Source organism: Staphylococcus sp. HMSC072E01 (assembly GCF_001814125.1).
Classification (GTDB): domain Bacteria; phylum Bacillota; class Bacilli; order Staphylococcales; family Staphylococcaceae; genus Staphylococcus; species Staphylococcus hominis.
Window position 1 is genome coordinate 1 of sequence record NZ_KV814992.1, and the last position, 1206, is coordinate 1206.

General features: G+C 49.5%; 1 rRNA gene (only partly in view). It reads right to left on the reverse strand.

The annotated features are described in order from the left end of the window. Window positions 1-1206 (reverse strand): 23S ribosomal RNA (locus HMPREF2953_RS10965) (its annotated part continues 609 nt past the right edge of the window); the annotation flags it as partial.

Consider the following 1206-nt stretch of genomic DNA (forward strand, 5'->3'; position numbering starts at 1 on the left):
AGTTCCTTAACGAGAGTTCGCTCGCTCACCTTAGGATACTCTCCTCGACTACCTGTGTCGGTTTACGGTACGGGCAGTTGTTTTCTCACTAGAAGCTTTTCTTGGCAGTGTGACATCAGGAACTTCGCTACTATTATTTCGCTCCCCGTCACAACTTGTCCTTAGAGAGTAAAGCATTTAACTCTACTCAAGACTCATTGCTTGGACATGCACTTCCAATCGCATGCATTCCTTAGCCTACTGCGTCCCTCCATTGCTCAAACAAAAACAACTGGTACAGGAATATCAACCTGTTGTCCATCGCCTACGCCTATCGGCCTCGGCTTAGGTCCCGACTAACCCTGGGCGGACGAGCCTTCCCCAGGAAACCTTAGTCATACGGTGGACAGGATTCTCACCTGTCTTTCGCTACTCATACCGGCATTCTCACTTCTAAGCGCTCCAGCCGTCCTCACGATCGACCTTCAACGCCCTTAGAACGCTCTCCTACCACTACACCTAATGGTGTAGTCCACAGCTTCGGTAATATGTTTAGCCCCGGTACATTTTCGGCGCAGTGTCACTCGACTAGTGAGCTATTACGCACTCTTTAAATGATGGCTGCTTCTAAGCCAACATCCTAGTTGTCTGGGCAACGCCACATCCTTTTCCACTTAACATATATTTTGGGACCTTAGCTGGTGGTCTGGGCTGTTTCCCTTTCGACTACGGATCTTATCACTCGCAGTCTGACTCCCGGATATAAATGAATGGCATTCGGAGTTTATCTGAATTCGGTAACCCGAGATGGGCCCCTAGTCCAAACAGTGCTCTACCTCCATCATTCTCAATTCCGAGGCTAGCCCTAAAGCTATTTCGGAGAGAACCAGCTATCTCCAAGTTCGTTTGGAATTTCTCCGCTACCCACACCTCATCCCCGCACTTTTCAACGTACGTGGGTTCGGTCCTCCAGTGCGTTTTACCGCACCTTCAACCTGGACATGGGTAGATCACATGGTTTCGGGTCTACGACTACATACTCATTCGCCCTATTCAGACTCGCTTTCGCTGCGGCTCCGTCTCTTCGACTTAACCTCGCATGCAATCGTAACTCGCCGGTTCATTCTACAAAAGGCACGCCATCACTCATTAACGAGCTTTGACTTGTTGTAGGCACACGGTTTCAGGATCTATTTCACTCCCCTTCCGGGGTGCTTTTCACCTTTC